This window comes from Xenophilus sp. Marseille-Q4582, from assembly GCF_916700565.1.
In the GTDB taxonomy this organism is placed as follows: domain Bacteria; phylum Pseudomonadota; class Gammaproteobacteria; order Burkholderiales; family Burkholderiaceae_C; genus Xenophilus.
On record NZ_CAKAKO010000008.1, the window covers coordinates 1 to 23,142 of the forward strand.

The window sequence follows — 23,142 nt, forward strand, 5'->3', positions numbered from 1 at the left end:
CTTTGCCTGGCTGGACAAGAACAGGAGGCTGTGGAAGAACTGCGAGCGATGGCTCAACACCAGCCTGCAGTTCGTCCACTTGGCATTCTTGGTGCTCTTGCTCAAGAGACTTTGAACACGCTCTTAGCATGCGCGGCACCTGTTCCTGCCGCCACCCTCACCGCAGCCAATGCCCCATGTGCCTGTTCTGCCCGCTCCCGCCCACCCTTGAGGACGCCGCCCCCGGCGCGGCGCAGCGCGGGTCCTCGCGCCGCGCCTTCGTGCTTGCGGGCGCCAGTCTGGCCGCCGCACCGGCGCTGCCCGCCTTCGCGCAGGTGGACGTGGGGCCGCCCTCGCGCACCCGCACGCTGGTGCCGGCCGACACGCTGGAAAAGGCCGGCGACCAGCAGTACGCGCAGTTGCTGCAGCAGGCCAGGGCGCAGCGCGCGCTGGCCGGCAATGACCATCCGCAGCTGCAGAACCTGCGCACGATCGCGCGCCGCATCATCCCCTTCACGCAGAAGTGGAACGACCGCGCCGCCGGCTGGAAATGGGAGGTCAACCTGATCGGCAGCAAGCAGATCAACGCCTTCTGCATGCCGGGCGGCAAGATCGCCTTCTACACGGGCATCCTCGACCAGCTCAAGCTGAGCGACGACGAGATCGCCATGATCATGGGCCACGAAATGGCCCACGCCCTGCGCGAGCATGCGCGCGAACGGCTGGCCAAGACCACCGGCACCGGCATGGCGCTGCAGCTGGGCGCCCAGCTGCTGGGCCTGGGCGAACTGGGTGACCTGGGCGCGCGTGCCGGCACGCAGCTGCTGTCGCTCAAGTTCAGCCGCGACGACGAGACCGAGGCCGACCTGGTCGGGCTGGAGCTGGCCGCGCGCGCCGGCTACCGCCCGCAGGCGGCGGTCAGCCTGTGGCAGAAGATGGCGGCCGCGTCCAGCAGCCAGGGCGGCATCGGCTTCCTGTCCACGCATCCCAGCGGCCCGGACCGCATCCGTGTGCTGGAGAGCAATGTGCCGAAGGTGGACGGGCTGTACCGCGCGGCGCGGGGCTGACGGCTCCTCTGTGTGGGCATGAAAAAAGGGGTGGCACAGACCACTCCTTCTTCATGAGGCCCGCCGAAGGTCGGTCAACCCGCGTCCTTCAGCGCCTTCTTGGCCTTTTCCTTCGAGGCTTCCGAACGGTTCTTGTGATAGCCCGACTTGACCTTGTTCACGGCCTTGCCGACCGGGCCGCTCTTCTTGGCCTCGTTGTCCGCGCGTTTCTCGTCGATCTTGTGTTCCACCGAGTTGGCGGCTTCCGACGCGGCCTTGCCGACCTGGGCATGGACGCCGCCCAAGGCGAACAGGCTTAGAGCGGCTAACAAAACGGTGGGAGATGGCGAATGCAGATAACGCAGCAGGCCAGCGAGAGCAACGCGACATGAATGTCGATGCGGCGCTCGAAACGAGTACGCAGCTTGCCGAAGGCGGCCAGCCAGGCGTGCGTGCGCTCGACCACCCAGCGATGACGCCCGAGCCGGTCGTTGCGTTCGATGCCGCGCCGGGCAATACGCGCGGTGATCCCCAGCTTGCGCAGGTGAAAGCGGCAGCGAGCATAGTCATAGCCCTTGTCGGCATGCAGTTTGTGCGGCCAGCGCCTGGGCCGACCGCGACAGCCACGTACCGCTGGCAACGCGTCGACCAGTTGCTCGAAAACCACCGAGTCATGCCGGTTGGCGCCCGTGACGCAGAAGATCAGTGGGATGCCTTGGCGGTCCGTGATGATGTGGCGCTTGCTTGCGAGTTTGCCCCTGTCCGTGGGGTTGGGGCCGGTGTAGTGGCCCCCCGGGGGCTGGCCACACTGGCCGCGTCCATGCTCGCACGGCTGAAGTCCAGTTTGCCGGCGCCGCGCAATTCACCGAGCAACAACAGATGCAGGCGATGCCACACGCCCGCAGCCTGCCAATCACGCAGACGCCGCCAACAGGTCATGCCACTGCCAAAGCCCAGTTCCTGGGGCAACTCCTCCCAGGGAATGCCGGTGCGCAGCACGAACAGAATGCCGTTCAGGGCCATCTCGTCGCTCACTCGTGGGCGACCGCCTTTGGCCGAGGCAACGACTACCGGCAACAGCGGGGCAACCTTCTTGAACAGCGCGGCGCTGATTTCTCTATTCCTGTTTCGACCCATGCCTCATCAAACACCAATCAAGCGCTCGATGATGACATGGTTTTGTTAGTAGCTCTGAGCATTGCCTGCCTCTGCAGCGCGGCAATGTCAGCCTGACCAATTTGCAAGTGGTCAACGCCATGTTGTATGTTGCCGAGCACGGCTGCAAGTGGCGTGGATTGCCCAAGCGGTTTGGAAACTGGCACACCATCTACACGCGCATGCGCCGCTGGACCAAGGCTGGCGTGCTGGACAAGATGTTTGAAGAGCTACAGCGCGAGCAGGTCATTCGCATCAAGATTGAGGCAGTCTCGCTCGACAGCACCAGCATCAAAGTGCATCCCGATGGCGCTGGCGCTTTAAGAGCTACTAACAAAACCATGTCATCATCGAGCGCTTGATTGGTGTTTGATGAGGCATGGGTCGAAACAGGAATAGAGAAATCAGCGCCGCGCTGTTCAAGAAGGTTGCCCCGCTGTTGCCGGTAGTCGTTGCCTCGGCCAAAGGCGGTCGCCCACGAGTGAGCGACGAGATGGCCCTGAACGGCATTCTGTTCGTGCTGCGCACCGGCATTCCCTGGGAGGAGTTGCCCCAGGAACTGGGCTTCGGCAGTGGCATGACCTGTTGGCGGCGTCTGCGTGATTGGCAGGCTGCGGGCGTGTGGCATCGCCTGCAACTGTTGTTGCTCGGTGAATTGCGCGGCGCCGGCAAACTGGACTTCAGCCGTGCGAGCATGGACGCGGCCAGTGTGGCCAGCCCCCGGGGGGCCACTACACCGGCCCCAACCCCACGGACAGGGGCAAACTCGCAAGCAAGCGCCACATCATCACGGACCGCCAAGGCATCCCACTGATCTTCTGCGTCACGGGCGCCAACCGGCATGACTCGGTGGTTTTCGAGCAACTGGTCGACGCGTTGCCAGCGGTACGTGGCTGTCGCGGTCGGCCCAGGCGCTGGCCGCACAAACTGCATGCCGACAAGGGCTATGACTATGCTCGCTGCCGCTTTCACCTGCGCAAGCTGGGGATCACCGCGCGTATTGCCCGGCGCGGCATCGAACGCAACGACCGGCTCGGGCGTCATCGCTGGGTGGTCGAGCGCACGCACGCCTGGCTGGCCGCCTTCGGCAAGCTGCGTACTCGTTTCGAGCGCCGCATCGACATTCATGTCGCGTTGCTCTCGCTGGCCTGCTGCGTTATCTGCATTCGCCATCTCCCACCGTTTTGTTAGCCGCTCTAAAAAAAACGGGCCGCAATCCATCGGCAAGTCTCGAGGCGGATGGAACACCAAGATTCATATGGTTGCCGCGGATGCTCGAACGGCCGTGACATTCTGTTTGTCACCAGGTCAGGCGCACGATGCGCCTGCAGGTCGACGCCTGATCGAAAGTCTGGGAAAGACCAGCAGACCCGTGCACTTGCTCATGGATCGCGCCTACGAGGGCAACGAGACGCGCCAACTGGCGCTGGACTTGGGTTTCATTCCCGTCGTTCCACCCTCAAGGAAGAGGCTGGATCCATGGGAGTACGACCGGGCTATGTACAAACGCCGCAACGAAGTGGAGCGTCTGTTCAGGCGGCTCAAGGGTTATCGACGCATCTTCTCCCGATTCGAGAAGCTCGACGTGATGTTCCTCGGCTTCCTCAGCTTTGTGCTGGTGGCCGATGGACTTCGCAGTTTGTGTTAACACGCCCTAAAGATGCATGGCGCCCGAGCCGGCATTGGGCGTCATGCGTTTCCCGGGCTTGCTTATGCGCAAGGCTTCGTTCCGCGGGGGCGCCAGGCTCTCCATGATTCGGCGCTCCACGGGGCGGCAAGAAATCGTCGCCTCTGCTTGAAGGAGCCCGCATGTCTCACGCCCATCCTGTCGACGTTCTCGCCGACGCCCGCATCGACACCCGCTTCGGTGACTTGCGCATCCGCCGCCTGGCTGGCCACATTGGCGGCGAAGTGCTGGGCCTGGCCCTGGGCGCCGACCTGAGCACGGACACATTCGCGGCCCTTCAATCGGCCTTGCTCGCGCACAAGGTGCTGTTCTTCCGCGGACAAGCCCACCTCGATGACGAGTCGCACCAGGCCTTCGGCGCGCGCTTCGGCCGCACCGTGGCGCACCCCACGGTGCCGGCGCCCAATGGCACGAAGCTGTTCGAACTCGACGCCTCCAAGGGCGGCGGGCGCGCCGACTCGTGGCACACCGACGTGACCTTCGTCGACGCCTTTCCCAAGATCTCCATCCTGCGCGGCGTGACCATTCCGGCCTACGGGGGCGACACCGTGTGGGCGAACACCGCCAAGGCCTATGAGCGTCTGCCCGATGCCCTCAAGCGGCTGGCCGAGCAGCTGTGGGCCGTGCACAGCAACGACTACGACTACGGTGCCGACCGCACCGACGCCGCCACCGACGACCGGCTGCGCCACCACAAGGAGGTGTTCGTCTCGGCCGTGTACGAGGCGGAACACCCGCTGGTGCACGTGCACCCGGAGACCGGCGAACGCGCATTGCTGCTGGGCCACTTCCTCAAGAAGTTCGTGGGCCTGTCCAGCACCGAATCGGCGCGCCTGTTCGAGCTGTTCCAGTCGCGCGTGATCCGGCTGGAGAACACGGTGCGCTGGTCCTGGCAGCAGGACGACGTGGCCATCTGGGACAACCGCGCCACGCAGCACTACGCCATCAACGACTACGGCGACCAGCCGCGCGTGGTGCGCCGCGTGACGGTGCACGGCGAGACGGCCGTGGCCGTGGACGGCCAGCGCAGCCGCACGCGCCGCCGGCCCGAGGCCAGCAACGACGCGCAGCTCGATGCGCTGATCACCCGCACGGCTTGACCCTGCACCGGAACCCACCGCACCATGAACTCCCACGAATCCGGATCGTCCGGCCTGCAGCGCCGCCAACTGCTGGCGGCGGGCGCCGCCTTCGGCGCGGGCGCGCTGCTGCCCGGCCGTGCGCCCGCGCAGGGCGGCGCGAAGAAGTACCAGGGCGTGACGCTGAACGTGTCCACCTTCAGCGCCGCCTACCCCAAGCTGCTGCAGCAATGGCTGCCCGAGTTCGAGGCGCTTACCGGCGCCAGGGTGAACTTCGACGCGCCCGGCTTCCCGGTCTACAACCAGCGCGCCGACCTGGAGCTGTCGACCAAGGGCTCGGCCTACGACGTGGTGAACGTCACCTTCATCTACTCCAGCCGCTGGATCAACTCGGGCTGGCTCACGCCGCTGGACGAGTTCATCGCCAACCGCAACCTCACGCCGGCCGACTGGGACATCGAGGACTTCCTGCCCGGCGCGCGCGCACCCGAGACCGGGCGCGACGGCAAGCTCTACGGCATCCCGTGGACGGCCGAGGCGCTGCTGAGCGTGTCCTCGCGCTTCGACCTCGTGCAGCAGGCGGGCCTGCCCTATCCCGACACCACGGACGACCTGGTCAAGGTGCTGCGCGCCGTGAACCGGAAGGAGCGCGTGGCGGGCTTCGTGTCGGACAGCCACTACGGCTGGACCTTCGTGCCCTACCTGCATGCCTTCGGCGGCGACGTGTTCCGCAAGGCGCCCGACGACCTGTTTCCCACGCTGGACACGCCCGAGGCCATCGCCGCGGCCGAGTACTACGCGAACCTCATCAAGGCGTTCGGGCCCGACGGCGCGATCACCTACCAGCCCGACCAGGTCACGCAGGCGCTCAAGCTGGGACGCGTGAATTTCTCCGACGCGGGCCAGCTGCACCTGGCGCAGCTGGGCGATGCGGCCACCAGCCGCACGATCAAGACGCTGAAGTTCGGCCAGGTGCCCAGGGGGCCGGCGGGCCGCTTCCCGGGCACGGCCGTGCATGGGCTGGGCATCCCGACCGGCTCGAAGAACAAGGAGGCGGCCTGGGCCTTCATCCAGTGGGCGTTGTCGAAGCAGACCACGCGCAGGGCCGTGGCCGCCGGCTATGGCTCGCCCGCGCGGCGCAGCGACATCGACTCGAAGGTGTACCGCGACAAGCAACTGATCAACGGCAACGACCTGGCGCAGCTGGCCCTGGACGCGATCGACCAGGCGGCGAAGACCGGCCACATGAAGTACCGCACCGTGGCCGTGTATCCGCAGGTGGACCAGCAGCTCAACAAGGCCATCGCGCTGATCGCGAGCGGCCAGGCGAGTGCGAAGCAGGCGCTGCAACAGGCGCAGGCGCAGTCCATCGCGGCCCTGCAGCGCGCGGGGCTGAGCGTCTGATGGCGGCGGTGGCGGGTGTGCCCGGGGGCTGGCAGCGCGAGCGCCGCCACGCCTTCGCATGGGGCCTAGCGCCCTCGCTTGTGGTGATGCTGCTCATCACCTTGCTGCCGGCGCTGGCGCTGTTCACGGCCAGCCTCACGCCGCTGTCGCTGACCGACCCGGCGGGCACCTTCCGCTTCGACGATCCGCTGGTCAACTACCGGCAGCTCGTCGCCGACGAACGCTTCACCGATTCGGTGGGCACGCAGCTCAAGCTCTCGGCCGCCAGCGTGCTGCTGCAGCTGGGCGTGGGCCTCGGGCTGGCGCTGCTGCTCCACGGCCGCGCGAAGGCCCTGGGCGCCATGCGCACCGTGTTCCTGATCCCCATGGTGCTGCCGCCCATCGTGGTGGCGCTGATCTGGAAAATCATGTTCACGCCTGACGTGAGCCCGCTGCACCGCGCGCTGGAGGCCATCGGAGCGCCCGTGCGCTCACTGATCGCCAACCCCGAAACCGCGCTGTGGGCCATCGCCTTTGCCGACACCTGGCAGTGGTTCCCCTTCACGATGCTGATGGTGCTGGCGGCGCTGCAGATGATTCCCGACGAGCCGCTGGAGGCCGCGCGCCTGGACGGCGCCAACCGCTGGCAGCTGCTGCGCTTCATCGTGTTTCCGCACATCCGTCCCGTGCTGGCGGTGTGCGGCCTGTTCCGCCTCATCGACAGTTTCAAGGCCTTCCCGCTGATCTACGTGCTGACCGACGGCGGGCCGGGCACCGTGACCGAGGTCAGCAACTACTACGGCTTCATCCAGGCCTTCAACTTCTCGTACTGGGGCTACGGCAGCGCGATCGCGATGGTGATCCTGGCCGGCGTCTTCGTGCTGAGCTGGGGCGTGGGCCGGCTCGGATGGAGCAGCAACAGCCATGACCCCCGGCATTGATACCGTGGCCTTCGACACCGCGGGATTGAGCGGCGTACCGCGGCCAGCGGGCGCCCACGCGCCCGCAGCAGCGGGCGTGTCTGCCGTATCTGCGCGGCGCGCGGCCCGCGCAAGCGGCGAGGGCGCCCGCGTGTGGATCGCCGCGCTGATCCTGCTCGTTGTGATGTTCCCCTTCCTGTGGCTGGTGCAGCTGGCCTTCAAGCCGGCGGCGGAGCTGTTCGACGATGCACTGCTGTTCACCCCCACGCTGGAGGGCTTTCGTGCACTGCTGCAGGGCAACTTCCTGAAGTCCTTCTGGAACAGCCTGGCCGTGAGCACGCTGTCCACCGCGCTGTCGCTGTTGATCGGGGTGCCCGCGGCCTACGCGCTCACGCGCTGGAAGTTCCGCGGGCGCAGCAGCGTGGCCCTGTGGATCCTGGTCACGCGCATGGCGCCGCCCATCGCCTTCACCATTCCCTTCTTTCTGGCCTTCCGCTGGCTGGGTTTGCAAGACACCCTCCTCGGCCTGTCGCTGGTCTACCTGACCTTCAACCTGGCGATCGTCATCTGGCTCATGCAGACCTTTTTCGAAGCCGTACCGCCCGCGCTGGAAGAGGCGGCCTACATCGACGGCTGCGGCGTCTGGCAGGCCTTCTGGCGCATCACGCTGCCGCTCGCGGCGCCGGGCCTGGCGGCCACGGCGGTGCTGTGCTTCATCTTCTCGTGGAACGACTTCTTCTACGCGCTGATCCTCACGCGCACGCAGGCCCTCACGGCGCCCGTGGCCATCGTCAACTTCCTGCAGTACGAGGGCTGGGAATGGACCAAGATCGCCGCCGCCGGCACCTTGGTGATGCTGCCGGTCGTCCTCTTCACGGTGCTGGTGCGCCGCTACCTCGTGCGCGGCCTGACGGCTGGCGGGGTCAAGGACTGAACCTCTTCATATGGCTTCCATCACGCTTCAACAGATCGTCAAGCACTACGGCGATCAGCCCGTGCTGCACGGCATCGACCTCGCCATCCGCGACGGCGAGTTCGTCGCGCTGGTCGGCCCCTCGGGCTGCGGCAAGTCCACGCTGCTGCGCGCCATCGCCGGGCTGGAGCCGATCAGCGGCGGCGAGATCCGCCTGGGGACACGCGTGCTCAACGACGTGGCGCCGCGCGAGCGCAACCTCGCGATGGTGTTCCAGAACTACGCGCTGTACCCGCACATGACGGTGGCGCAGAACCTGGGCTTTTCGCTCAAGCTGCAAGGCGTGGACAAGGCGCAGATCGCGCGCCGCGTGCAGGAGGTGGCGCAGGTGCTGGGCCTGGCACCGTTGCTGGGCCGCCACCCGCGCCAGCTGTCGGGCGGGCAGCGCCAGCGCGTGGCCATGGGCCGCGCCATCGTGCGCCGGCCCGAGGCCTTCCTGTTCGACGAACCGCTGTCCAACCTGGACGCCAAGCTGCGCGTGCAGATGCGCACCGAGATCAAGGCGCTGCACCAGCGCCTGGGCACCACCACGGTCTACGTCACGCACGACCAGGTGGAGGCCATGACCATGGCCGACCGCATCGTCGTGCTCAAGGACGGGCGCGTGGAGCAGATCGGTGCGCCGCTGGAGCTGTACGACCGGCCGCGCAACGCCTTCGTGGCGGGCTTCATCGGTTCGCCGGCCATGAACTTCCTGGCCGGCCGCCTGGCGCTGGACGGCCCGCCGCGCGTGCGCACCGACGACGGCCTGAGTCTGCCGCTGGCGGGCATCCCCACGGCGCCTGGCGCGGTGCACGGCCAGCGCGTGCTCTACGGCACGCGGCCCGAGCACTGGCGCATCGATGGCACGCAAGGCAGCCTGCCCGCCGAGGTGATCGTGGTCGAGCCCACGGGCGCCGAGACCCAGGTGGCGCTGCGCGTGGGCGGGCAGGACGTGCTCGCGGCCTTCCGCGAACGCGTGGGTCTGGCCAGCGGCGACCGCCTGGGCCTGTGGCCCGACGCGGCGCAGGCGCACCTGTTCGACGCTGCCAGCGGCGCGCGGCTGAACTGAAGCGGCGCCCGCCAGGAGGCCCGGCCGCGCCCGGCGCGCGCCGCGCGAAAGCGGCCTCAGATCAGCGCGCGCTGGCCGGCCGCAGCCTGGAGCGCCGCCCGCGCCAGGGCCGGCACATCGCTGGCATCGCCGTGGGCGGCCCGGGCGTCCTCGCCCGCCTCCGGCGCTTCTTCATCGCCGCGCAGCGCCTGGGCCACCCATTCGGCCGTGAGCGTGGGTGCGAAGGATTCGATGAAGGCGTAGACGTACTTGCGCAGGTAGGTGCCGCGGCGCACCGCCAGCTTGGTCTCGTTCACGCCGAACAGGCCGCCCGCGTCCACCGCCTGCAGGGCGGTGTCGCGCTCGGGGTCGTAGGCCACGCCGGCCACGATGCCCACGCCCATGCCCAGCGAGACGTAGGTCTTGATCACGTCGGCGTCCATGGCCGCCAGCGCGATGTCGGCGCGCAGGCCCGCCTGCTGGAAGGCCGCGTCGATGCGCGTGCGGCCGGTGAAACCGTTGTCGTAGGTGATGAGCGGAAAGCGCGCGAGCGAAGCCAGCGTCAGCGGCTCCTGCAAGACCGGGTGGCCCTGCGGCGCGATCACCGAATGCGTCCAGCGGTAGCTGGGCAGGGCCAGCAGCTGCGGGTAGTCGGCCAGCGCCTCGGTGGCGATGCCCACGTCGGCCTCGCCGTCCAGCAGCATCTGCGCGATCTGCTTGGGTGAGCCCTGGTGCAGGTGCAGCCGCACGCCGGGGAACTGCGCGCGGAAGTCCTGCACCGCCTCGGGCAGCGCGTAGCGGGCCTGCGAATGCGTGGCGGCGATGGACAGCGTACCGCTCTGCTGCGCCGCGAACTCCTCGCCCGCCGCCCGCAGGTTGGCGCTCTCGCGCAGCATGCGTTCGATGATGGGCAGCACGTGGCCGCCCGGTTCGGTCAGGCCCGTGAGGCGCTTGCCCGAGCGCACGAAAAGCTCGATGCCCAGCTCCTGCTCCAGCTCGCGGATCTGCCGGCTCACGCCCGGCTGCGAGGTGTGCAGCGCCTGGGCCACTTCGGTGAGGTTGAAATTGCAACGCACGGCCTCGCGGACCGAGCGCAGTTGCTGGAAATTCATGGCGGCAATGCGGATCAGGGTCCCGGCGCCGAAGGCCGGCGCGCATCGGGATCCGGGCCGCCGATTCTGCGCAAGGACTTCGGCGCGAGGAACGACGGAATCGTTGCTACCAAATAGCGCAAACATCTGAAGCGCGAACCGGTACCGCACACCCCCGCCGCTGGCGCAAAGGGCCCGGCCCGCGGGGCGCGTGGGCCGCAACGGCGGGCGCTGCGCCCTGCGTGCCGCCTTCAGGTTCCGCGCACGTAGGGGTTGCTGCGCCGCTCGCGCCCGAAGCTGCTTTCGGGTCCGTGCCCGGGAATGAAGACCGTCTCGTCGCCCAAGGGCCACAGCCGCCCGGTGATGCTGGCGATCAGCTCGTCGTGGTTGCCGCCCGGGAAGTCGGTGCGGCCGATGCTGCCCGCGAACAGCACGTCGCCGACGAAGGCGCGCTGCGCCGTGGCCGAATGGAAGATCACGTGGCCCGGCGTGTGGCCGGGGCAGTGGCGCACGGTGAGCGTTTCCTCGCCCAGCGCCACGGTGTCGCCGTCATGCAGCCAGCGCGTGGGCGTGAAGGGCTCGGCCGGCGGAAAGCCGAACATGGCGCTTTGCTGCGGCAGGCCGTCGATCCAGAACTGGTCGCCCGGGTGCGGCCCGATGATGGGCAGCGCGAGCCGCCGCGCCAGCTCGCCCGTGCCGCCCGCATGGTCGATGTGGGCGTGGGTGAGCCAGATCTGCTCGAGCGAAACGCCCAGCGCCTGCGCCGCCGCGATCAGGCGGTCCAGCTCGCCGCCCGGATCGACCACGGCGGCCTTCATCGTCGCGTCGCACCAGAGGATGGAGCAGTTCTGCTGGAAGGGGGTGACGGGAACGGTCTGGTAGCGCAGCATGCGGGGCCTCGATCGGTGGGTCTCAGATCTCGAACTCGTAGTCCACCGTGATCGGCGCATGGTCGCTGAACTTGATGGTCTTGTAGATCTCTTCACGCCGCGCGAGCTGGGCGATGGCCGGCGTGGCCAGGTGGTAGTCCAGGCGCCAGCCCACGTTCTTCGCATAGGCCTGGCCGCGGTTGCTCCACCAGGTGTAGCAGGCGTCGGTGGTGTCGGGCTGCAGGTGGCGGTACACGTCCACCAGGCCCGCGCCCTCGGCGCCGGCGTCCAGCAGGCGCGTCATCCACGCGCGCTCCTCGGGCAGGAAGCCGCTGTTCTTCTGGTTGCCCTTCCAGTTCTTGAGGTCGGCTTCCTTGTGGGCGATGTTGAGGTCGCCGCAGAGGATGAACTCGCGCTCTTTCTTGAGCGCCGTGAGGTAGGGGAAGAAGCCGGCCAGGAAGCGGAACTTGGCGGCCTGGCGCTCCTCGCCCGAACTGCCGCTCGGGAAATAGCTGCTGATGATGGACAGCTTGCGCCCGGGCCTGTCGAAGCGCAGTTCGAGGTAGCGGCCCTCGGCGTCGAACTCGGCGTCGCCCCAGCCCACCACCACGTCGCTGGGCGCATGCCGGGTGTAGATGGCGGTGCCCGCATAGCCCTTCTTTTCGGCGAAGTGGAAGTAGCCCTGGAGGCCGGCCATCTCTTCGAAGCGGCCGACCACGTCGCTGGCCTGCACGCGGATTTCCTGCATGCAGATGCAGTCAGGGGCGGTCTGGGCGACCCAGTCGGCCACGCCCTTGGTGCAGGCCGAACGCAGGCCGTTGAGGTTGAGGCTGGTGATCTTCGTGAGACGGGACATCGGCGCGCGGACGGGCGAAGGCAAAAGGCCGCCATTTTGCCGGCCCGCGCAGGCCGGCCGCGCCGTCGGCGCGTGGGCCGCAGTGCGTGGGTGGACAAAAGGTCCGCCGGTGTGCGCGCCGCGGCGCATCGGCCTACCATGCGCCGCCTTCGCGCTTCGCGCTTCGCGCTTCGCGCGCCCGCCGTCCCCGTCCTCCAGCCGCCGTCCCGCCATGCCCCAAGCCTTCGCCCTTCTCCTGCTGTGCCAGTTCGCGGGCGACACCCTGGTGCGGCTGGCCGGCGTGCCGCTGCCTGGCGCAGTGGTCGGGCTGGTGCTGCTGCTGGCCGGGCTGCTGGCGGCGGGGCGCGTGCCGCAGGGCCTGGCGCAGGCGGCCGACGGGCTGCTGCCGCACATGATGCTGCTGTTCATTCCCTCGGTGGCGGGCGTGATGCTGCACTTCGAGCGCGTGGCGCGCGAATGGCAGCCCTTCCTGATCGCCAGCGTGGCCGGCGCCGTGATCACGCTGGCGGTCACCGCCGTCACGCTGCGCTGGCTGCTGCGGCGCCTGGGACATGCGGTGCAGGAAGGGCCCGATCCTGTGTCGCGCGCGGCCACGGCGCCGGGGGCACGGCCATGAGCGGCACGGGCGGCCTGCAGGCGCTGGGCCAGGCACTGGCCGGCTCCTCGGTCGGCTGGCTGGCGCTGACCTTCTCGGCCTACCTGGCCGCGCTGGCCGTGTACCGGCGCGGCGGCGCGCATCCGCTGCTGCTGCCCGTGCTGACGGGCACCGCCGGGGTGGTGGCGGTGCTGGCGGCGACCGGCACCGACTACGCGCGCTATGCCGAGGGCGTGCGGCCGCTCACGCTGCTGATCGGCCCGGCCACCGTGGCGCTGGCCGTCCCGCTGGTGCGCCAGTGGGGCCGGCTGCGCGCGATCTGGCTGCCGCTGGGGCTGGCGCTGCTCGTGGGCGGCACGGTGGCCATCGTGTCGGCCGTGGGCATCGCCTGGGCGCTGGGCGGCTCGTGGGAGACGCTGGCCTCGCTGGCGCCCAAGTCCGCCACCATGCCCATGGCCATGCCGGTGGCCGAGCGCATGGGCGGCCTGGCCGCGCTGGCCGCCGTGGCGGTGGCGATCACGGGCATCGCGGGCGCCATCGCGGCCGGGCCCGTGATGCGGCTGCTGCGCGTGCACGACCCGGTGGTGCGCGGCTTCGCCTCGGGGCTCACGGCGCACGCCATCGGCATGGCGCGCGAGCTGCCCATCAACCCCACGGCGGGCGCCTTCGCCGCGCTGGGGATGGGGCTCAATGGCCTGCTGACGACGGTGCTGGTGCCGCTGATCCTGGCGCTGGGGCCGTTGCGCGGCTGAGCCGCCGCGCAGGGCGCGGCCGCCCGGCTGCCCTAAACTTCGGGCCGTTTCCGCCGCCGGCCCCCCGCGCCCGCGGCGCCTCTCAAGGATTCCGCCCATGGCTTCCGCCGCAACCCTCTCTCCGGCCACTGGGGCCGATTCCCTGGCCCAGGACTTCGTGCAGTTCGCCATCGACGCGCAGGTGCTGCGCTTCGGCGAATTCAAGACCAAGGCCGGGCGCATGAGCCCCTACTTCTTCAACGCCGGCCTGTTCAACGACGGGGCCAGCATCGCCCGCCTGGCCGAGTTCTACGCGCAGCGGCTGCTGGCCTCGGACCTCGAGTTCGACATGATCTTCGGCCCGGCCTACAAGGGCATCCCGCTGGGCGCCACGGTGGCGGCCGAGCTGGCGCGGCGCGGGCGCAACGTGCCCTTCGCCTACAACCGCAAGGAGGCCAAGGACCACGGCGAGGGCGGCTCGCTGGTCGGCGCGCCGCTTAAAGGCCGGGTGCTGATCGTGGACGACGTGATGTCCGCCGGCACGGCCGTGCGCGAATCCATCGCCATCATCCGCGCCGCCGGCGCCGTGCCGCATGCCGTGGCCATCGCGCTGGACCGGCAGGAAATGGCGACCGAGAACGGCGCCGACGTGCCGCACAGCGCCGTGCAATACGTGCGCCAGCAGCTGGGCATGCAGGTCCTGCCCATCGCCACGCTGGCCGACTTGTTAGAGTATCTGGACCAGCGCGCCGGCGAGGCGCTGCGCGCCCACCGCAAGGCCGTGCTGGCCTACCGAACGCGCTACGGCGCGGCCTGAGGCCTTTTCGAGTCGTGCCGTCCATGCTGTCCTCTGCTGCTGCTGCTCTGTCCCGATCGATGCTGGTGTTCGCGGGCCTGGCCCTGCCGGCGCTGGGCGCGCTGGCGCAGAAGGGGGCGGACAACCCGGCCGGCATCTATTCCTGCGTGGACGCCAGCGGCCGCACCCTGACCTCCGACCGCCCCATCGCCGCCTGCGCCGACCGTGAGCAGCGCGAGCTCAGCCCCAGCGGCGGCACGCGCCGCATCGTGGAGCCGACCTGGACCGCCGAGGAGCTGGCGGTGCGCGAAGCGAAGAAGCGCGAGGCCCAGCAGGCCGCGCTGCGCGCCCAGGAAGAACGGCGGCGCGAGCGGGCGCTGCTGGTGCGCTATCCCAATGCCGAGGTGCATGACCGCGAGCGCAAGGACGCGCTCGCGCAGATCGACGTGGTGCTGCAGGCCGCGCGCAACCGGCTGGTGGAGCTGGCCGAATCGCGCCGCCAGATCGACGGCGAAATGGAGTTCTACGTCAAGGACCCGAGCAAGGCGCCGGCCTCGCTGCGCCGGCAGGTTGAGGACAACGACCAGGCCGTGGCGGTGCAGAACCGCTTCATCCGCGAGCAGGAAGACGAGAAGCGGCGCGTGAACGCGCGCTTCGACGAGGAGCGCGTGCGCCTGATCAAGCTCTGGGCGCAGAAGTAGTCCGCCGCGCCGCGCGCCCGGGCGCGGGCGGGTGGAAGAACGGGGCCGATGGCCCCGTTCTTCCTATCCCAGCTTCTGCTTGAGCAGCGCGTTGACCTGCGCCGGGTTGGCCTTGCCCGCGCTGGCCTTCATCACCTGGCCCACGAGCGCGTTGAAGGCCTTGTCCTTGCCCGCGCGGTATTCGGCGATGTTCTTCTCGTTCTTGGCCAGCACCTCGTCGACGATCTTCTCGAGCGCGCCGCTGTCGTTCATTTGCTTCAGGCCCTTGGCCTCGATGACGGCGTCCACGTCCTGGCCCTCGCCGCTCCACAGGGCTTCGAAGACCTGGCGCGCGGCGTTGTTCGAGATGGTGCCGTCGCTGATGCGGCCGATCAGCGCCGCCAGCTGGGCCGGTTTCACGGGCGCGGCCTCGATGCCGATTTCCTGCGCATTGAGGCGCTTGGTCACTTCGCCCTGCAGCCAGTTGCTGGCCAGCTTGGGCGCGGCGCCGGCCGCCACGGCGGCCTCGAAATAGGCCGCATGCGCCGGGCTCTGCGTGAGCTGCGTGGCGTCGTAGTCGGTCAGGCCGTGCTCGCGCACATAGCGCTCGGCCATCGCGCGCGGCAGTTCGGGCATCTGCGCCTTCACGCGTTCGATCCACTCGGCGGCGATGGCCAGCGGCGGCAGGTCCGGGTCGGGGAAGTAGCGGTAGTCGGCCGCGTCTTCCTTGGTGCGCATGGCGCGCGTCTCGCCCGTGTCGGGGTCGAACAGCACGGTGGCCTGCTGGATCGCCATTCCGTCCTCCAGCTGCTCGATCTGCCAGCGGATCTCGAAGTCGATCGCCTGCTGCATGAAGCGGAAGCTGTTCAGATTCTTGATCTCGCGCCGCGTGCCCAGTGGCTGGCCCGGCTTGCGCACCGACACGTTGGCATCGCAGCGGAAGGAGCCTTCCTGCATATTGCCGTCGCAGATGCCGATCCAGGTCACGATCTTGTGCAGCTCGCGCGCGTAGGCCACGGCCTCGGCCGAGGAGCGGATGTCGGGCTCGGTCACGATCTCCAGCAGCGGCGTGCCGGCGCGGTTCAGGTCGATGCCCGACTGGCCGATGAAGTTCTCGTGCAGCGACTTGCCCGCATCTTCCTCCAGGTGCGCGCGCACCAGGCGCACGGTCTTGAGCTCGTCACCGAGGTAGAAGCTCACCGAGCCGCCCTGCACGACGGGGATCTCGTACTGGCTGATCTGGTAGCCCTTGGGCAGGTCGGGGTAGAAGTAGTTCTTGCGCGCGAACACCGAGCGCGGCGCGATGTGCGAGCCCAGCGCCAGGCCGAGCTTGATCGCGCGCTCCACGGCGCCCTGGTTCATCACGGGCAGCGTGCCCGGCAGCGCGAGGTCGACCGCGCAGGCCTGCGTGTTCGGCTCGGCCCCGAAGGCCGTGCTGGCGCGGCTGAAGATCTTGCTCGCGGTGGACAGCTGCGCATGCGTCTCGAAGCCGATGACGACTTCGTAGCCCTGCACCAGCGGGCCGGTGGGCCGGCCTTCCTGGGCGGCGGCAAAGGCGTGGGTCATTTCACTCATGGTCAGAAGCCCTCCGGGGTGCGCAGGTGCCAGTCGGTGGCTTGCTGGAAGCGGTGCGCGGCGTTCAGCAGCTTCGCTTCGCCGAAATAGTTGCCGATGAGCTGCAGGCCCACGGGCATGCCGTGCTCGCCGAAGCCCGCCGGCAGGCTCATGCCGGGCAGGCCGGCCAGCGAGCCGGGCAGGGTGAAGATGTCGGCCAGGTAGTCGGCCACCGGATCGTCGCCGTGCTCGCCGATCTTCCAGGCCACCGTGGGGGCCACGGGGCCGGCGATCACATCGCACTGCGCGAAGGCGCGCTGGAAGTCGTCGGCGATCATGCGGCGCACCTTCTGCGCCTGCAGGTAGTAGGCGTCGTAGTAGCCGTGGCTCAGCACGTAGGTGCCGATCATGATGCGGCGCTTGACCTCGTCGCCGAAGCCTTCGGCGCGCGTCTTGGCGTACATGTCGGCCAGGTCGCCGTAGTCCTTGGCGCGGTGGCCGAACTTCACGCCGTCGAAACGGCTCAGGTTCGAGCTGGCCTCGGCCGGCGCGAGGATGTAGTACACGGGGATGGACAGTTCGGTGCGCGGCAGGCTCACCGTCACGCGCTTCGCGCCCAGATTTTCGTATTCCACCAGCGCGGCCTCGATGGCGGCGCGTACGCCGGGCGCCACGCCGTCGTTCAGGAACTCTTCCGGCACGCCGATGCGCAGGCCTTCGAGCGAGGCGTTCAGGTCGCGGCCGAAGTCCTCGGCCGGTCGGTCCAGCGAGGTGGAATCGCGCTGCGGGTCCGGGCCGGCCAGGGCCGACAGCAGCAGCGCGCAGTCGGAGGCAGAGCGGGCCATCGGGCCCGCCTGGTCCAGGCTGGAGGCGAAAGCCACCATGCCGTAGCGCGAGGCGCGGCCGTAGGTGGGCTTGATGCCCGTGATGCCGCAGAAGCTCGCGGGCTGGCGGATCGAGCCGCCGGTGTCGGTGCCGGTGGCGGCGGGCGCCAGGCCGGCCGCCACGGCGGCGGCGCTGCCGCCCGAGGAGCCGCCGGGCACGCGCGTGCGGTCCCAGGGGTTGCGCACGGGCGCCGCCGCCGCATGGCCGACGGCGGGCACGGCCACGTTCTCGTTGGCCGAACCCATCGCGAATTCGTCGCAGCTGAGCTTGCCCAGGGTCACGGCGCCGGCCTCGGCCAGCCGGCGCACCACGGTGGCGTCGAAGGGCGACTGGTAGCCGGCCAGCATCTTCGAGCCGGCGGTGGTCGGGAAATCGGTGGTGACGAAGATGTCCTTGTGGGCGAGCGGCACGCCCGCCAGCGGCCCGGCGCTGCCGGCCGCCAGGGCGGCGTCGGCCGCGCGGGCCTGGGCCAGGGTGACGTCCTCGTTCACCGCCACGAAGGCGGCGAGGTCCTGGTGCGCCTTCATGCGCGCCAGGAAATGCTGCGCGGTCTCCACGGCCGACACCTCGCGGGCCGCGAGCGCCCGCGCCAGGTCGGCCACGCCGCGGTGGTGCAGTTCCTTCGCGCTCATTCGATCACCTTCGGCACCAGGAACAGGCCGGCTTCCACGGCCGGGGCGCTCTTCTGGTTGGCGGCGCGGTTGTCGGGCTCGCTCACCACGTCGTCGGCCAGGCGCAGGGTCACGTCCTCGATGGCCGCCACCGGATGCGCCAGGGGTTCGATGCCCGTGGTGTCCACGGCCCGCATGCGCTCCACGATGCCGAAGAAGCCGTTGATCTGCGTCAGCATGCGCTCGCTTTCTTCGGGAGCGAGCTGCAGCCTTGCCAGCGAGGCAATGCGTGCGATGTCGGAGGAACTCAGTGACATGAGGAATAGGCCCGCGCGGGGCGGAAAAAAGGGGGCGCTGCCAAGGCCTTGCAGGCGGCAGGAACTCGGGGTGCACCAAGGGGATTCAGGTATTATCCCGGCTTTGCCGCGACGCGCCTTCAAACGCCGCTCAGGGCCTTTTCGGCGCCCGTCTTGCCGCATCTGCTGCCAATTTCCTCCCATCCAACAACAAGGGCGACGCCAGGCCGAAGCGCGTGACGTGCCCCAAGGACGCTCGCCATGTTCGGAGCCTTTCGTCGGTATTTTTCGACCGACCTCGCCATTGACCTCGGCACCGCCAACACCCTGATCTTCGCGCGCAACAAGGGCATCGTGCTCGACGAGCCTTCGGTGGTCGCCATCCGCCACGAGGGCGGGCCGCACGGCAAGAAGGTGATCCAGGCCGTGGGCGCCGAAGCCAAGGCCATGCTGGGCAAGGTGCCCGGCAACATTGAGGCCATCCGCCCGATGAAGGACGGCGTGATCGCCGACTTCGTGATCACCGAGCAGATGATCAAGCAGTTCATCAAGATGGTGCACCCGCGCACGCTGCTCACGCCCAGCCCGCGCATCATCATCTGCGTGCCCTGCGGCTCGACCCAGGTCGAGCGCCGCGCCATCAAGGACGCGGCCGAAGCCGCCGGCGCGACCTCGGTCTACCTGATCGAGGAGCCCATGGCCGCCGCGATCGGCGCCGGCCTGCCGGTGAGCGAGGCCAGCGGCTCGATGGTGGTCGACATCGGCGGCGGCACCACCGAGGTGGGCGTCATCTCCCTCGGCGGCATGGTCTACAAGGGCAGCGTGCGCGTGGGCGGCGACCGTTTCGACGACGCCATCATCAACTACATCCGCCGCAACTACGGCATGCTGATCGGCGAGCCGACGGCCGAGATCATCAAGAAGAGCATCGGCTCGGCCTTCCCCGGCTCCGAGGTCAAGGAGATGGAGGTCAAGGGCCGCAACCTCTCCGAAGGCGTGCCGCGCAGCTTCACCATCAGCTCCAACGAAGTGCTGGAAGCGCTGACCGACCCCCTCAACAACATCGTCTCGGCGGTCAAGAACGCGCTGGAGATGACGCCGCCCGAGCTGGGCGCCGACATCGCCGAGCGCGGCATGATGCTGACCGGCGGTGGCGCGCTGCTGCGCGACCTGGACCGCCTGCTGGCCGAGGAAACCGGCCTGCCGGTGCTGGTGGCCGAAGACCCGCTGACCTGCGTGGTGCGCGGCTGCGGCATCGCGCTGGAGCGCATGGACCGCCTGGGCAGCATCTTCACGAGCGAGTGAGTTCGCGCTAGCCTTGCCTTCCGTGCATGGACTTCGCCGGCCCGCAGCGCCGGCGTTTTGCTATCTGCTCCATCTTCCTTGCGCTGCCTGACCCCGTCCGACGCCGCCTGCTCCCATGCCTCTCGGCACCCTCGACCGAAGCGCGCCGCCGCTGTTCAACCAGGGGCCCTCGGCGCTGTCCCGGCTGATCTTCTTCAGTGCGCTGTCGCTGTTCCTGATGGTGGCGGACGCGCGCTTCGACGTCGTGCGGCCGCTGCGCGTGGCCGTGGGCGCGGTGCTCTATCCCGTGCAATGGCTGGCCATGAAACCGGTGGAGGCCGTGACCGGCGCGGCCCGCTACCTGGCCGACCTGCAGAGCGCGCAGCGCGGTGAGGACGAGGCGCGCCGCGCCATGGCCCTGCAGGCGCAGCGCGCCAACCAGGCCGACGAGCTGGCGCGCGAGAACGAGCGCCTGCGCACGCTGCTGGCGCTGCGCCAGAACACCCCGGTGCCCGGCCGCGCGGCGGAGGTGCTGTTCGACGCGGCCGACCCCTACACGCGCAAGGTGGTGCTGGACCAGGGCCTGGTGCAGGGCATCGTCCCGGGCTCGCCCGTGATCGACGAGCGCGGCGTGCTGGGGCAGGTGACGCTGGTGCAGCCTTTCTCGAGCGAAGTCACGCTGGTGGTGGACCGCGAACTGTCCATCCCCGTGCAGAACACGCGCACCGGCGCGCGCAGCGTGGCGTTCGGCGACGCCAGCGGGCGGGGCCTGGAGCTGCGCTTCACCTCGGCCCATGCCGACGTGCAGGAGGGCGACCTGCTGTCCACCAGCGGCGTGGACGGGGTCTACCCGCCCGGCATGCCGGTGGCGCGTGTCGTGCGCATCGAGAAGCGCGCCGATTCCGCCTTCGCGCGCATCTGGTGCGAGCCGCTGGCCCATGTGGCCGCGCCGCGCTACGTGATGGTGCTGGCGCCCGTGGGGCAGGCCGCCCCACCCGAGGCCATCCCCGGCCCTGCGGCCGGCGGCAAGAGCCCGGTGCCGGCCGGCGCCAGCCACAAGCCCCCGCCCTGGGTGCGCCCGGGCGCCGGAGGCACGCCATGATCATGCGACCCGGCCAGGCGCAGCTGCTGCTGCCCGTGAGCCCACTGTTCATCGGCCTGAGCCTGATCGCGGCGCTGATGCTGAACATGCTGCCGCTGGGCCGCACGGTGTGGATGCCCGATCTGCTGGCGCTGGTGCTGGTGTTCTGGAGCGTGCACCAGCCCGCGCGCGTGGGGCTGGGCGCCGCCTTCGTCTTCGGCCTGGTGATGGACGTGCACCAGTCGTCGCTGCTGGGCCAGCATGCGCTGAGCTATGCCACGCTGAGCTTCCTGGCCATCATGATCCACCGCCGGCTGCTGTGGTATTCGCTGCCCTTGCAGGCGCTGCAGCTGGCGTCGCTCTTCCTGGCCTCGCACCTGATCGAGCTGGCCATCCGCATGATCGCGGGCGGGGTGTTCCCGGGCTGGCTGCTGCTCGTGGCGCCGCTGCTGGAGGCCGCGCTGTGGCCGCTGGCCACCTGGATTCTGCTGGCGCCGCAGCGCCGCGCGCCGGAACCCGACGAGAACCGGCCGCTCTGAGCCAGGGCCTGCCCGCGATGACCGAAATCCGCAACGCCGCCGCCGACTCCGCGCGCCTGAGGCTGCGCGTGATCGCCGTCGCGCTGGTGGTGCTGTTCGCCTTCGGCCTGCTGGTCGCGCGGCTGTACTACCTGCAGGTGCTGCAGCATGACGAACTGTCCGAGCGCGCCGAGCGCAACCGCACGGCCGTGGTGCCGGTGGTGCCCAACCGCGGCCTGATCCTGGACCGCAACGGCGTGGTGCTGGCCTCCAACTACTCGGCCTACACGCTGGAGCTCACGCCTTCGCAGGTCGGCCGCAACATCGACGAGGTGATCGACCAGCTCGCCGAGATCGTCGACATCCAGCCGCGCGACCGGCGCCGCTTCAAGCGCCTGCGCGAGGACTCGCGCAGCTTCGACTCGGTGCCGCTGCGCACGCGCCTGACCGACGAGGAAGTGGCCCGCTTCGCGGCCCAGCGCTACCGCTTTCCGGGGGTGGAGATCAAGGCGCGGCTGTTCCGCAACTACCCGCTGGGCGAGACCGGGGCCCATGTGCTGGGCTACATCGGCCGCATCAACCAGCGCGAGAAGGCCGCCATGGAGGACTGGCCCGAGGAAGACCAGGCCAACTACAAGGGCACCGACTACATCGGCAAGCTGGGCATCGAGCAGAGCTACGAGAAGGTGCTGCACGGCCAGACCGGCGTGGAGCAGATGGAGACCTCGGCCGGCGGGCGCGCCGTGCGCCGCCTGGCCAGCCACCCCGCCACGCCGGGCGACACGGTGATGCTGACGCTGGACATCAAGCTGCAGAAGCTGGTGGAAGACATGTTCGGCGAGCGCCGCGGCGCGCTGGTGGCGATCGACCCGCGCACGGGCGAGATCCTGGCCTTCGTCTCCAAGCCCACCTTCGACCCCAACCTCTTCGTCGAAGGCATCGACACCGAGAGCTGGCAGGCGCTCAACGAGTCCATCGACAAGCCGCTGCTCAACCGCGCGCTGCGCGGAACCTACCCGCCGGGCTCCACGTACAAGCCCTTCATGGCGCTGGCCGCGCTGGAAACCGGCAAGCGCGCCGCCCACGTGGTGCAGAACGACCCCGGCTTCTACACCTTCGGCGGCCACACCTTCCGCAGCCATGAAGGCGGGCTGGGCGGCGTGGACATGCACCGCGCGATCCAGTTCTCCAGCAACACGTATTTCTATTCGCTGGCGGTGGAGATGGGCGTGGATGCGATCCACGACTTCATGAAGCCGCTGGGCTTCGGCCAGATCACCGGCATCGACTTGAACGGCGAAGTGCGGGGCGTGCTGCCCAGCACGGCCTGGAAGCGCGCCGCCTACAAGCGGCCCGAGCAGCAGCGCTGGTTCCCGGGCGAGACGGTGTCGCTGGGCATCGGCCAGGGCTACAACACCTTCACGATGCTGCAGCTCGCGCTGGCCGAGGCTACGCTGGCCAACGGCGGCACGCACTACAAGCCGCACCTGGCGCGCGCCATCAAGGACACCGTGACCGGCGAGGTGCGCATGATCGAGCAGCCGCCCGGCCAGCATCTGGGCTTCAAGCCCAAGCACGTGGAGGTGGTGCGCAATGCACTCGTGGCCGTGAACAAGGGCGGCACCGGCACGCGGGTGTTTGCGGGCGCGCCCTACACCTCGGCCGGCAAGACGGGCACGGCGCAGGCCGTGAGCCTGGGCCGCAACGTCAAGTACAACCCCAAGCTGCTCGAAGAGCACCAGCGCGACCATTCGCTCTACGCCGCCTTCGCGCCCGCCGAGGACCCGAAGATCGCCGTGGCGGTGATCGTGGAGAACGCGGGCTTCGGCGCGGCCCACGCGGCTCCCCTCGTGCGCCGGGTCTTCGACTACTGGCTGGCCGACCAGTATCCCAACGAGCAGGACATGGCGGCCGTGCGCGTGGGCAAGGCGTCCGCGCCCATCGGCAAGCCGCTGGTGGCCAGCGAGGTGCCCGGCCCCGGCAGCGCCGACATTCCCGCTGCGGCGCCCTGACAACGGACGCGCGGACGGCAATGAATGAAAA

General features: G+C 69.3%; 23 protein-coding genes and 3 pseudogenes. 18 read left to right on the plus strand and 8 right to left on the minus strand.

Annotated features, from left to right (window positions below; translation table 11 throughout):
* A pseudogene (locus tag LG388_RS25260) lies at window positions 1-115 on the plus strand (IS5/IS1182 family transposase); the annotation flags it as partial.
* A 61-nt stretch (window positions 116-176) separates the two neighbouring features.
* The gene (locus LG388_RS25265) at window positions 177-1,046 is read left to right on the plus strand and encodes a M48 family metallopeptidase (RefSeq protein WP_225785328.1); all 870 of its coding nucleotides are present in this window, start codon (window positions 177-179) and stop codon (window positions 1,044-1,046) included.
* 74 nt (window positions 1,047-1,120) lie between these two features.
* Here the strand turns inward: LG388_RS25265 and LG388_RS25270 are convergent, their stop codons facing one another.
* Window positions 1,121-1,330, minus strand: coding sequence for a hypothetical protein (locus LG388_RS25270; protein ID WP_225785329.1), 210 nt, complete (start codon window positions 1,328-1,330; stop codon window positions 1,121-1,123).
* A gap of 20 nt (window positions 1,331-1,350) precedes the next feature.
* Window positions 1,351-2,162 (minus strand): IS5 family transposase gene (locus LG388_RS25275; RefSeq protein WP_225781274.1). Its coding sequence is split into 2 segments (ribosomal slippage): window positions 1,351-1,826 and window positions 1,826-2,162, totalling 813 coding nucleotides; the frame shifts between segments, so codons are not numbered across the junction.
* Window positions 2,163-2,227: 65 nt separating this feature from the next.
* On the opposite strand from LG388_RS25275, the pseudogene LG388_RS25280 reads away from it, so the two are divergent.
* The 8 genes and pseudogenes from LG388_RS25280 to LG388_RS25315 all read left to right on the plus strand — a co-directional run.
* Window positions 2,228-2,506, plus strand: a pseudogene (locus LG388_RS25280) (transposase); the annotation flags it as partial.
* A 53-nt stretch (window positions 2,507-2,559) separates the two neighbouring features.
* A protein-coding gene (locus LG388_RS25285) for an IS5 family transposase (RefSeq protein WP_225785330.1) occupies window positions 2,560-3,371 on the plus strand; the annotation gives its coding sequence in 2 pieces (ribosomal slippage) (window positions 2,560-2,896 and window positions 2,896-3,371; 813 coding nt in all).
* A 7-nt stretch (window positions 3,372-3,378) separates the two neighbouring features.
* Window positions 3,379-3,828 (plus strand): annotated as a pseudogene (locus LG388_RS25290) (IS5 family transposase); the annotation flags it as partial.
* A gap of 161 nt (window positions 3,829-3,989) precedes the next feature.
* On the plus strand, window positions 3,990-4,967 hold the full coding sequence (locus LG388_RS25295; protein ID WP_225785331.1) for a TauD/TfdA family dioxygenase: 978 nt from the start codon (window positions 3,990-3,992) through the stop codon (window positions 4,965-4,967).
* A gap of 24 nt (window positions 4,968-4,991) precedes the next feature.
* On the plus strand, window positions 4,992-6,350 hold the full coding sequence (locus LG388_RS25300) for an ABC transporter substrate-binding protein (protein WP_225785332.1): 1,359 nt from the start codon (window positions 4,992-4,994) through the stop codon (window positions 6,348-6,350).
* A complete protein-coding gene (locus tag LG388_RS25305; protein WP_225785333.1) occupies window positions 6,350-7,270 on the plus strand; it encodes a carbohydrate ABC transporter permease in 921 nt (306 codons plus the stop codon). Before LG388_RS25300 ends, LG388_RS25305 begins: the two co-directional genes overlap by 1 nt.
* Complete coding sequence (locus LG388_RS25310) at window positions 7,254-8,183, plus strand: carbohydrate ABC transporter permease (protein WP_225785334.1); 930 nt, start codon at window positions 7,254-7,256, stop codon at window positions 8,181-8,183. Before LG388_RS25305 ends, LG388_RS25310 begins: the two co-directional genes overlap by 17 nt.
* Window positions 8,184-8,193: 10 nt before the next feature.
* The gene (locus LG388_RS25315) at window positions 8,194-9,273 is read left to right on the plus strand and encodes an ABC transporter ATP-binding protein (RefSeq protein WP_225785335.1); all 1,080 of its coding nucleotides are present in this window, start codon (window positions 8,194-8,196) and stop codon (window positions 9,271-9,273) included.
* 56 nt (window positions 9,274-9,329) lie between these two features.
* On the opposite strand, the gene LG388_RS25320 is transcribed toward LG388_RS25315, so the two are convergent.
* The 3 genes from LG388_RS25320 to LG388_RS25330 all read right to left on the minus strand — a co-directional run bounded on the left by LG388_RS25320 (window position 9,330) and on the right by LG388_RS25330 (window position 12,068).
* The gene (locus tag LG388_RS25320) at window positions 9,330-10,364 is read right to left on the minus strand and encodes a CysB family HTH-type transcriptional regulator (protein WP_225785336.1); all 1,035 of its coding nucleotides are present in this window, start codon (window positions 10,362-10,364) and stop codon (window positions 9,330-9,332) included.
* 230 nt (window positions 10,365-10,594) lie between these two features.
* Window positions 10,595-11,233, minus strand: a complete 639-nt coding sequence (locus LG388_RS25325) for an MBL fold metallo-hydrolase (protein WP_225785337.1) — start codon at window positions 11,231-11,233, stop codon at window positions 10,595-10,597.
* A gap of 22 nt (window positions 11,234-11,255) precedes the next feature.
* On the minus strand, window positions 11,256-12,068 hold the full coding sequence (locus LG388_RS25330; RefSeq protein ID WP_225785338.1) for an exodeoxyribonuclease III: 813 nt from the start codon (window positions 12,066-12,068) through the stop codon (window positions 11,256-11,258).
* 211 nt (window positions 12,069-12,279) lie between these two features.
* Between LG388_RS25330 and LG388_RS25335 the strand changes: the two genes are divergently transcribed.
* From LG388_RS25335 to LG388_RS25350, 4 genes are all read left to right on the plus strand, one after another.
* Entirely contained in the window at window positions 12,280-12,684 is a 405-nt protein-coding gene (locus LG388_RS25335) for a CidA/LrgA family protein (protein WP_225785339.1), read from the plus strand.
* Window positions 12,681-13,415 (plus strand): LrgB family protein, encoded by a 735-nt coding sequence (locus LG388_RS25340; RefSeq protein WP_225785340.1) that lies wholly within the window; start codon window positions 12,681-12,683, stop codon window positions 13,413-13,415. The genes LG388_RS25335 and LG388_RS25340 overlap by 4 nt, the downstream gene beginning before the upstream one ends.
* A gap of 97 nt (window positions 13,416-13,512) precedes the next feature.
* Window positions 13,513-14,211, plus strand: a complete 699-nt coding sequence (pyrE, locus tag LG388_RS25345; RefSeq protein WP_225785341.1) for an orotate phosphoribosyltransferase — start codon at window positions 13,513-13,515, stop codon at window positions 14,209-14,211.
* 23 nt (window positions 14,212-14,234) lie between these two features.
* Complete coding sequence (locus LG388_RS25350; RefSeq protein WP_225785342.1) at window positions 14,235-14,891, plus strand: DUF4124 domain-containing protein; 657 nt, start codon at window positions 14,235-14,237, stop codon at window positions 14,889-14,891.
* Between the two features lie 63 nt (window positions 14,892-14,954).
* Here LG388_RS25350 and gatB read toward each other — a convergent pair whose 3' ends face one another.
* Genes gatB through gatC form a run of 3 tightly spaced genes read right to left on the minus strand, consistent with a single transcriptional unit; the run spans window position 14,955 to window position 18,237 of the window.
* The gene (gene gatB / locus LG388_RS25355; RefSeq protein ID WP_225785343.1) at window positions 14,955-16,445 is read right to left on the minus strand and encodes an Asp-tRNA(Asn)/Glu-tRNA(Gln) amidotransferase subunit GatB; all 1,491 of its coding nucleotides are present in this window, start codon (window positions 16,443-16,445) and stop codon (window positions 14,955-14,957) included.
* Window positions 16,446-16,447: 2 nt separating this feature from the next.
* Window positions 16,448-17,941: an Asp-tRNA(Asn)/Glu-tRNA(Gln) amidotransferase subunit GatA gene (gatA, locus tag LG388_RS25360; RefSeq protein ID WP_225785344.1), complete on the minus strand. Its 1,494-nt coding sequence runs from the start codon at window positions 17,939-17,941 to the stop codon at window positions 16,448-16,450.
* Window positions 17,938-18,237 carry an Asp-tRNA(Asn)/Glu-tRNA(Gln) amidotransferase subunit GatC gene (gatC, locus tag LG388_RS25365; protein WP_225785345.1) on the minus strand — a complete coding sequence of 100 codons (300 nt, stop codon included), beginning with the start codon at window positions 18,235-18,237 and terminating at the stop codon, window positions 17,938-17,940. The genes gatA and gatC overlap by 4 nt, the downstream gene beginning before the upstream one ends.
* Window positions 18,238-18,477: 240 nt before the next feature.
* Between gatC and LG388_RS25370 the strand changes: the two genes are divergently transcribed.
* The 4 genes from LG388_RS25370 to mrdA all read left to right on the plus strand — a co-directional run bounded on the left by LG388_RS25370 (window position 18,478) and on the right by mrdA (window position 23,111).
* On the plus strand, window positions 18,478-19,521 hold the full coding sequence (locus LG388_RS25370; RefSeq protein WP_225785346.1) for a rod shape-determining protein: 1,044 nt from the start codon (window positions 18,478-18,480) through the stop codon (window positions 19,519-19,521).
* Window positions 19,522-19,636: 115 nt separating this feature from the next.
* On the plus strand, window positions 19,637-20,602 hold the full coding sequence (gene mreC, locus LG388_RS25375) for a rod shape-determining protein MreC (RefSeq protein WP_225785347.1): 966 nt from the start codon (window positions 19,637-19,639) through the stop codon (window positions 20,600-20,602).
* Window positions 20,599-21,120 (plus strand): rod shape-determining protein MreD, encoded by a 522-nt coding sequence (gene mreD / locus LG388_RS25380; RefSeq protein WP_225785348.1) that lies wholly within the window; start codon window positions 20,599-20,601, stop codon window positions 21,118-21,120. The genes mreC and mreD overlap by 4 nt, the downstream gene beginning before the upstream one ends.
* Before the next feature lie 17 nt (window positions 21,121-21,137).
* On the plus strand, window positions 21,138-23,111 hold the full coding sequence (gene mrdA / locus LG388_RS25385) for a penicillin-binding protein 2 (protein ID WP_225785349.1): 1,974 nt from the start codon (window positions 21,138-21,140) through the stop codon (window positions 23,109-23,111).
* The last annotated feature ends 31 nt before the right edge of the window (window positions 23,112-23,142 follow it).

Coding starts and splice junctions, on each gene's coding strand:
- LG388_RS25265 (WP_225785328.1), top strand. CDS start 177: ATGTGCCTGTTCTGCCCGCTCCCGCCCACCCTTGAGGACGCCGCCCCC.
- LG388_RS25295 (WP_225785331.1), top strand. CDS start 3,990: ATGTCTCACGCCCATCCTGTCGACGTTCTCGCCGACGCCCGCATCGAC.
- LG388_RS25300 (WP_225785332.1), top strand. CDS start 4,992: ATGAACTCCCACGAATCCGGATCGTCCGGCCTGCAGCGCCGCCAACTG.
- LG388_RS25305 (WP_225785333.1), top strand. CDS start 6,350: ATGGCGGCGGTGGCGGGTGTGCCCGGGGGCTGGCAGCGCGAGCGCCGC.
- LG388_RS25310 (WP_225785334.1), top strand. CDS start 7,254: ATGACCCCCGGCATTGATACCGTGGCCTTCGACACCGCGGGATTGAGC.
- LG388_RS25315 (WP_225785335.1), top strand. CDS start 8,194: ATGGCTTCCATCACGCTTCAACAGATCGTCAAGCACTACGGCGATCAG.
- LG388_RS25320 (WP_225785336.1), bottom strand. CDS start 10,364: ATGAATTTCCAGCAACTGCGCTCGGTCCGCGAGGCCGTGCGTTGCAAT.
- LG388_RS25325 (WP_225785337.1), bottom strand. CDS start 11,233: ATGCTGCGCTACCAGACCGTTCCCGTCACCCCCTTCCAGCAGAACTGC.
- LG388_RS25330 (WP_225785338.1), bottom strand. CDS start 12,068: ATGTCCCGTCTCACGAAGATCACCAGCCTCAACCTCAACGGCCTGCGT.
- LG388_RS25335 (WP_225785339.1), top strand. CDS start 12,280: ATGCCCCAAGCCTTCGCCCTTCTCCTGCTGTGCCAGTTCGCGGGCGAC.
- LG388_RS25340 (WP_225785340.1), top strand. CDS start 12,681: ATGAGCGGCACGGGCGGCCTGCAGGCGCTGGGCCAGGCACTGGCCGGC.
- pyrE (WP_225785341.1), top strand. CDS start 13,513: ATGGCTTCCGCCGCAACCCTCTCTCCGGCCACTGGGGCCGATTCCCTG.
- LG388_RS25350 (WP_225785342.1), top strand. CDS start 14,235: ATGCTGTCCTCTGCTGCTGCTGCTCTGTCCCGATCGATGCTGGTGTTC.
- gatB (WP_225785343.1), bottom strand. CDS start 16,445: ATGAGTGAAATGACCCACGCCTTTGCCGCCGCCCAGGAAGGCCGGCCC.
- gatA (WP_225785344.1), bottom strand. CDS start 17,941: ATGAGCGCGAAGGAACTGCACCACCGCGGCGTGGCCGACCTGGCGCGG.
- gatC (WP_225785345.1), bottom strand. CDS start 18,237: ATGTCACTGAGTTCCTCCGACATCGCACGCATTGCCTCGCTGGCAAGG.
- LG388_RS25370 (WP_225785346.1), top strand. CDS start 18,478: ATGTTCGGAGCCTTTCGTCGGTATTTTTCGACCGACCTCGCCATTGAC.
- mreC (WP_225785347.1), top strand. CDS start 19,637: ATGCCTCTCGGCACCCTCGACCGAAGCGCGCCGCCGCTGTTCAACCAG.
- mreD (WP_225785348.1), top strand. CDS start 20,599: ATGATCATGCGACCCGGCCAGGCGCAGCTGCTGCTGCCCGTGAGCCCA.
- mrdA (WP_225785349.1), top strand. CDS start 21,138: ATGACCGAAATCCGCAACGCCGCCGCCGACTCCGCGCGCCTGAGGCTG.